Origin of the sequence: Sphingomonas sp. Ant20 (assembly GCF_000783375.1) — a bacterium.
GTDB lineage: Bacteria > Pseudomonadota > Alphaproteobacteria > Sphingomonadales > Sphingomonadaceae > Sphingomonas > Sphingomonas aerolata.
The window spans coordinates 1-5,000 of record NZ_JRVI01000298.1 but is presented as its reverse complement, the minus strand read 5'-3'; the positions used below and the strand labels follow the sequence as shown (position 1 = coordinate 5,000).

Below are 5,000 nucleotides of genomic sequence, written 5' to 3'. Positions count from 1 at the left end.
TTACTGCAGCTTCAGAGTGGCATTAGGAAGAAACTGTGTAGCATAGGTGGGAGGCTTTGAAGCATCGGCGCCAGCTGATGTGGAGCCATAGGTGAAATACCACCCTGTTTGTTTCTGATGTCTAACCTCTTCCGTAAGCCGGAACAGGGACCTCTGTGGCGGGTAGTTTGACTGGGGCGGTCGCTCCTAAAGAGTAACGGAGGCGCGCAATGGTGGGCTCAGGACGGTCGGAAACCGTCTGTTAGAGTGCAATGGCATAAGCCGCCTGACTGCGAGACTGACAAGTCGAGCAGAGACGAAAGTCGGTCATAGTGATCCGGTGGTCCCTCGTGGAAGGGCCATCGCTCAACGGATAAAAGGTACGCCGGGGATAACAGGCTGATAACCCCCAAGAGCTCATATCGACGGGGTTGTTTGGCACCTCGATGTCGGCTCATCACATCCTGGGGCTGGAGCAGGTCCCAAGGGTTTGGCTGTTCGCCAATTAAAGTGGTACGTGAGCTGGGTTCAGAACGTCGCGAGACAGTTTGGTCCCTATCTGCCGTGGGCGTCGAAATTTGAGAGGAGTTGACCCTAGTACGAGAGGACCGGGTTGAACATACCTCTGGTGTACCAGTCGTTCTGCCAAGAGCGCAGCTGGGTAGCTATGTATGGACGGGATAACCGCTGAAAGCATCTAAGCGGGAAGCCTCCCTCGAGATAAGATTTCATAGAGCCGTCGGAGACCACGACGTTGATAGATCGGATGTAGAAGTGCGGTAACGCATGGAGCTAACCGATACTAATTGCTCTATTCGCGCTTGAGAGTCTCACACCATCAATGACAACACTGGGTTCGCCCAGCACGTCAGACGATAGTGCGGATGATTAAGACGACGCCAGATTGCCAATCCCCTCGCCGTCGAGGGATTGGTCGAACACACTACAAACCTTGCACGGTATCGATTTTAAAACCCTCAACACCCGCCGCAAGGCGAGGCTCGAGGGACCCAGATATCACAGTGACGCATGTCGCACCGGCTCCATTGCCTGGTGGCTATAGCGTCGGTGTCCCACCCGATCCCATTCCGAACTCGGCCGTGAAACCCGCCTGCGCCAATGGTACTATCGCTCAAGCGATGGAAGAGTAGGTCGTCGCCAGGCATTGAAGCCCGTGCGACATGCATCACACGATATCTAAACCCATTCACAATCTCATCTACCCTTACGTCCCTAACCGGACCGTCGCGGGGTGGAGCAGCCCGGTAGCTCGTCAGGCTCATAACCTGAAGGTCACAGGTTCAAATCCTGTCCCCGCAACCATCTTAATTTGCAAAGCCTCCCCGGAAACCCCCGCGGAGGTTTTTGCGTTTCCGCTCCAGCGCTTAGCTCTAGCATTGACGCAAACTCGCCGCGAAGATGGATCGTAAGTACGCCGTTTTCCGGTTTCAACACCACGGTGTCGATCAGCGAACGGATGCGCTCGAACGCCTGTGAGCGGAGCGCATCATCCTCAAATGCATCGGTCAGCCGTCCGACCTTCTGGCGGTACGTGTTGCCAAGATCCGCATGTAGTAAGTTGGTAGGCGTCGGTACATTAAATGCGCGTTCCGCTTCGGCAAGCAACGTGCCTCGTCGCTCGGCCCACTCCCTCATTTCCGCAATGAACATCGAGGCATCCACACCCTTGAGGATGGCTGCCTTGGCAAGGGCGATCTGCCGGTCGATCTCCATCAATTCGAGATCGCGCTGCGGTTGATTGTCGGTCGCGCTTGCCTCCAGTCGCGCCGTCTCCTTCGCATCCTCGTCGAGGAATACCGCGAGCACCTCGTCACGCACCATCTCGTTCGCGAGACCGGATAGGATGCGGGCGTCGAGATCGTCCTGGCGGATGGTCAGACGGTTCCCACAAAAGGCGGGGCCTTTCTTTGATGCCCCCTGACAGCCGAACCGCGTGGGACCAGATTTGGCATAGCTCGAACCGCATTCGCCGCAGGTCATCTTGCCGGATGTCAGATATTTCGGGCGCTGCTGTGCGAAGAAGGGCAGGGCAGGGACGGCGTCCCGGGCCTTCATCGGGCCACGCCGCAGCGACTGTTGCCGGTCCTTGACGCTCTGCCATAACGTGTCGCTGACGATGCGCAGGTCTGGTGCTGCGACCGTGGTAGCCTGCTGCTCTTCTGCATTCAGGAATGCATGTCGTTTACCGGTATCGGGATTCTTGCGGTACGTCTGGCGGGCGTAAGCGCGTCTACCGACATAAAGTTGGTTGTTGAGAATGCCAGTACCACGCTCGGCGTTGCCGGTCAGCGTGTTGGGCGTCCATGCAGGTGGATTGCTCGAAGTTGCCCGATCACGTCGACCGCTGCGCGGGGGCGGTACGCCTTCCTCGTTAAGGCGGCGGACTATGCTGCCGGACGATACGCCAGCAGCATAGTCTTCGAAGATCCGTACGACGATAGCGGCTTGCGCCGGCACGATCTGCTGCAGACCCCTGGTACGTTCGCCGTTCAGGTCGTAGGCGATGCGTTTCTCATAGCCATATGCCGTGCCGCCGGGATTCTTTCCCATTGCGTGCCGCTTGATCAGAGCATCGCGAGTTTTCTCGCTGGTCGCGGCAATCTGTTCGGGGTTGATCGTTCCCATCATGCCGATTTGCAGCGCCCCGACCTCACCTTCCTTACGTGTGACAAGGAGGATGCCGCGGAACATCAGTCTTTCGTACAGCGAAGCATGTCCGCCTGGCTTCGCGACACCCGGTCCATCTCATCTGCGAACACTACGTCAACGCCCCCGGTTCCTACCGCGGCAAGTAACGCCTGTAGCCCGGCCCGGTGGATTGTTGCGCCGGACTGCGAACCATCTGTGTAGCAGCCGACCTCGGTCCATTTTCGCTGTGCGAGGCCGCGACGGTACATCGTCAACTGCGTGGCGATCGATAGCGGATCTTGGATCCGTCGAATAGCGTGCATACAGCAGTACGCGCATCAGCTTTCCTCAACCTCGTTTCGCTGAACGTTCCCGTCTACATCATAGCCTTCGGCTGTTCTGTTTAGAGCAGCTCGTCTTCGGAACTCGGCTCGTGCAAGATCGCGCGCCAGCAGCTTTGATAGCTCGATGGCCAAGCTGCTGGAGCAGCGGAGTGGGGGCGTCGGTCGCACATCACCTACATAGCCGCCAGCAAGACTGGCCTTCCCGTCCTACCCCCCTAGAGAAGAATCTGCCGCTAACCCGTCGCGGAGATTAGTGAAAACTGGTGGAAAGCCGCCTGTCCGCTTTCGGGAGGCGAACGGCGTAAGCGGACGTTCGTTCAGATAGCTGGGCAGGGGGCTGCATCGCCGTTCTGGGTGGGAATCCGCCGGTCCGCTTTGGAGTACGGAAACGCCTTTCCGGGCATTCGTTCACATGGCGTAAGAAGGCAGCTACGAGCTTTTCTTTTTTACGGCCTATGCCCGGAGCCCGGAATCTGCCCTTGAAATGGTGCGCGTGTCGATGTTTGCCTGGTAAGATGCGTCCAACGATGGAAACCACAACGACCACCCTTGTAGCTAACGCGATTGGGCCGAGCGCTCGCCGACAGGCTATTCTTGTGCTTAACTAATCTAGCGGCATCCAGCATCGCCACCTTTGAAGCTCGACAGGACTTCCATAGTAACATGGCTTGGGATCACGAAGAAAATCAATGTCCGTTGGCGGCGATCGATCGTCGTTGGAGGATGTCCATCGCTTTTGGCATCAGGCCGAACGGGCGTATTTCGAACCTGACGAGTTCCGGGTTGCCATCCAGGCCGCCATTCAAACGGCGCGGCAGGTCTCATTCGTTCTACAAAAGAATAAGGCGCTCATCCCGGATTTCGAAGAGTGGTATAAAGAACGGCAAGCTAAGCTGGCAGCCATTCCGCTCATGCGCTGGATGGTTGAAGCTCGCAATCAGATCGAAAAGCAGGGCGATCTGGAGGCGCACAGTTTTGTGAGCGCGGAGATTGTCGCCTCTCACCTGAACGAAGGCCCCAAGATACAAGTACCTGCCAAACTCACGGACGCGCCGCTGGCTTTGATCAAAAGCGTTCCCGATTCTCTTGTCGGCCAGCATATCAAGAAGGACGGCGTGTTGCGTATACGCCGTCGCTGGATCGAAAATTCGCTGCCCAACACGGAACTGCTGGATGCGGTGGCGACAGCCTATGGGCATCTATCTCAACTGGTTCGATCGGCGCACGAGCAGATGGGACTGGTCGCACCTGTCTCCACTAACGTGAACACCGGGGAGCAATTCGCGGAGGGAGATCAAGAAGGCCGTCTTCCGTGCATGATCGGGCATGAAGACGCCCGCACTCTTGATGTGTGGCTTGCGACAGGCAAGCCGCTAGAATTTCAAGTGATTCAGAAGAAGCTCGGTCGAGAAGAAATGATTGCGGAAGGGCCAAAGCTCGAAAAGCGATATGGCATCAACCCGTCCACGATGTACGCCGACAGCGGCAAAGTTCATGACCATGCGCGATCGCTTTTCGGAGCGGCGCGCAGAATGTTCGAGAAGGACGGCTACCATATCACTATGGTCATTCTTCTTCGGAATGGAAAACCGATCGACTTTCGCGAACTCCTGTGAAGGGCGGTGACAAATCAGGCCACAGGACCGCCGGCGCATTGCCGGTGGGGGCGGAGTAAAATCCGGCCATTTGGTAAGCTGCTCCCTTTGCGGAGCGGCGGGGATGTTTGTCGTGGAAAGCTACGCAGCGGTCAGAGGTTTGTGTTCGTCGAAGGCATAGTCGCCGGGAAGCGGCGGAGGTGTTCGGGCTGAACCGGGATACGGTCCGCAAGATGTGCCTGTATTCGGCACGCCCGGATACCGCCGGACGAAGCCTCCGACCAAGCCGAAGCTCGGGGCGCTCCTACCGGCTATCGACGCAATCCTGGCGGCCGACCGTGAGGCACCGCGCAAGCAGCAACACACGGCAAAGCGGATCTTCGAGCGTCTGCGCGACGAGCATGGGTATACGGGCGGCTACACGATGGTGAAA

2 protein-coding genes, 1 tRNA gene, 2 rRNA genes and 1 pseudogene (1 of these 6 running past the window's edge) are annotated in these 5,000 nt (G+C 57.6%); 5 read left to right on the top strand and 1 reads right to left on the bottom strand.

Features of this window, described 5'->3' with window-relative positions; all coding sequences use genetic code 11:
* From NI18_RS21065 to NI18_RS21055, 3 genes are all read left to right on the top strand, one after another.
* Nucleotides 1-805: ribosomal RNA gene (locus NI18_RS21065) — 23S ribosomal RNA — on the top strand; it begins 1,987 nt to the left of the window's first position.
* A 223-nt stretch (nucleotides 806-1,028) separates the two neighbouring features.
* A 5S ribosomal RNA gene (rrf, locus tag NI18_RS21060) occupies nucleotides 1,029-1,143 on the top strand.
* A gap of 82 nt (nucleotides 1,144-1,225) precedes the next feature.
* Nucleotides 1,226-1,302 (top strand) — tRNA-Met (locus NI18_RS21055).
* On the opposite strand, the gene NI18_RS23900 is transcribed toward NI18_RS21055, so the two are convergent.
* The gene (locus NI18_RS23900; protein ID WP_084215391.1) at nucleotides 1,273-2,691 is read right to left on the bottom strand and encodes a recombinase family protein; all 1,419 of its coding nucleotides are present in this window, start codon (nucleotides 2,689-2,691) and stop codon (nucleotides 1,273-1,275) included. The two genes, NI18_RS21055 and NI18_RS23900, sit on opposite strands and share 30 nt — an antisense overlap.
* 970 nt (nucleotides 2,692-3,661) lie before the next feature.
* On the opposite strand from NI18_RS23900, the gene NI18_RS21045 reads away from it, so the two are divergent.
* Nucleotides 3,662-4,588, top strand: coding sequence for a hypothetical protein (locus NI18_RS21045; protein WP_052149410.1), 927 nt, complete (start codon nucleotides 3,662-3,664; stop codon nucleotides 4,586-4,588).
* 103 nt (nucleotides 4,589-4,691) lie between these two features.
* Nucleotides 4,692-5,000, top strand: a pseudogene (locus NI18_RS23895) (IS21 family transposase); the annotation flags it as partial.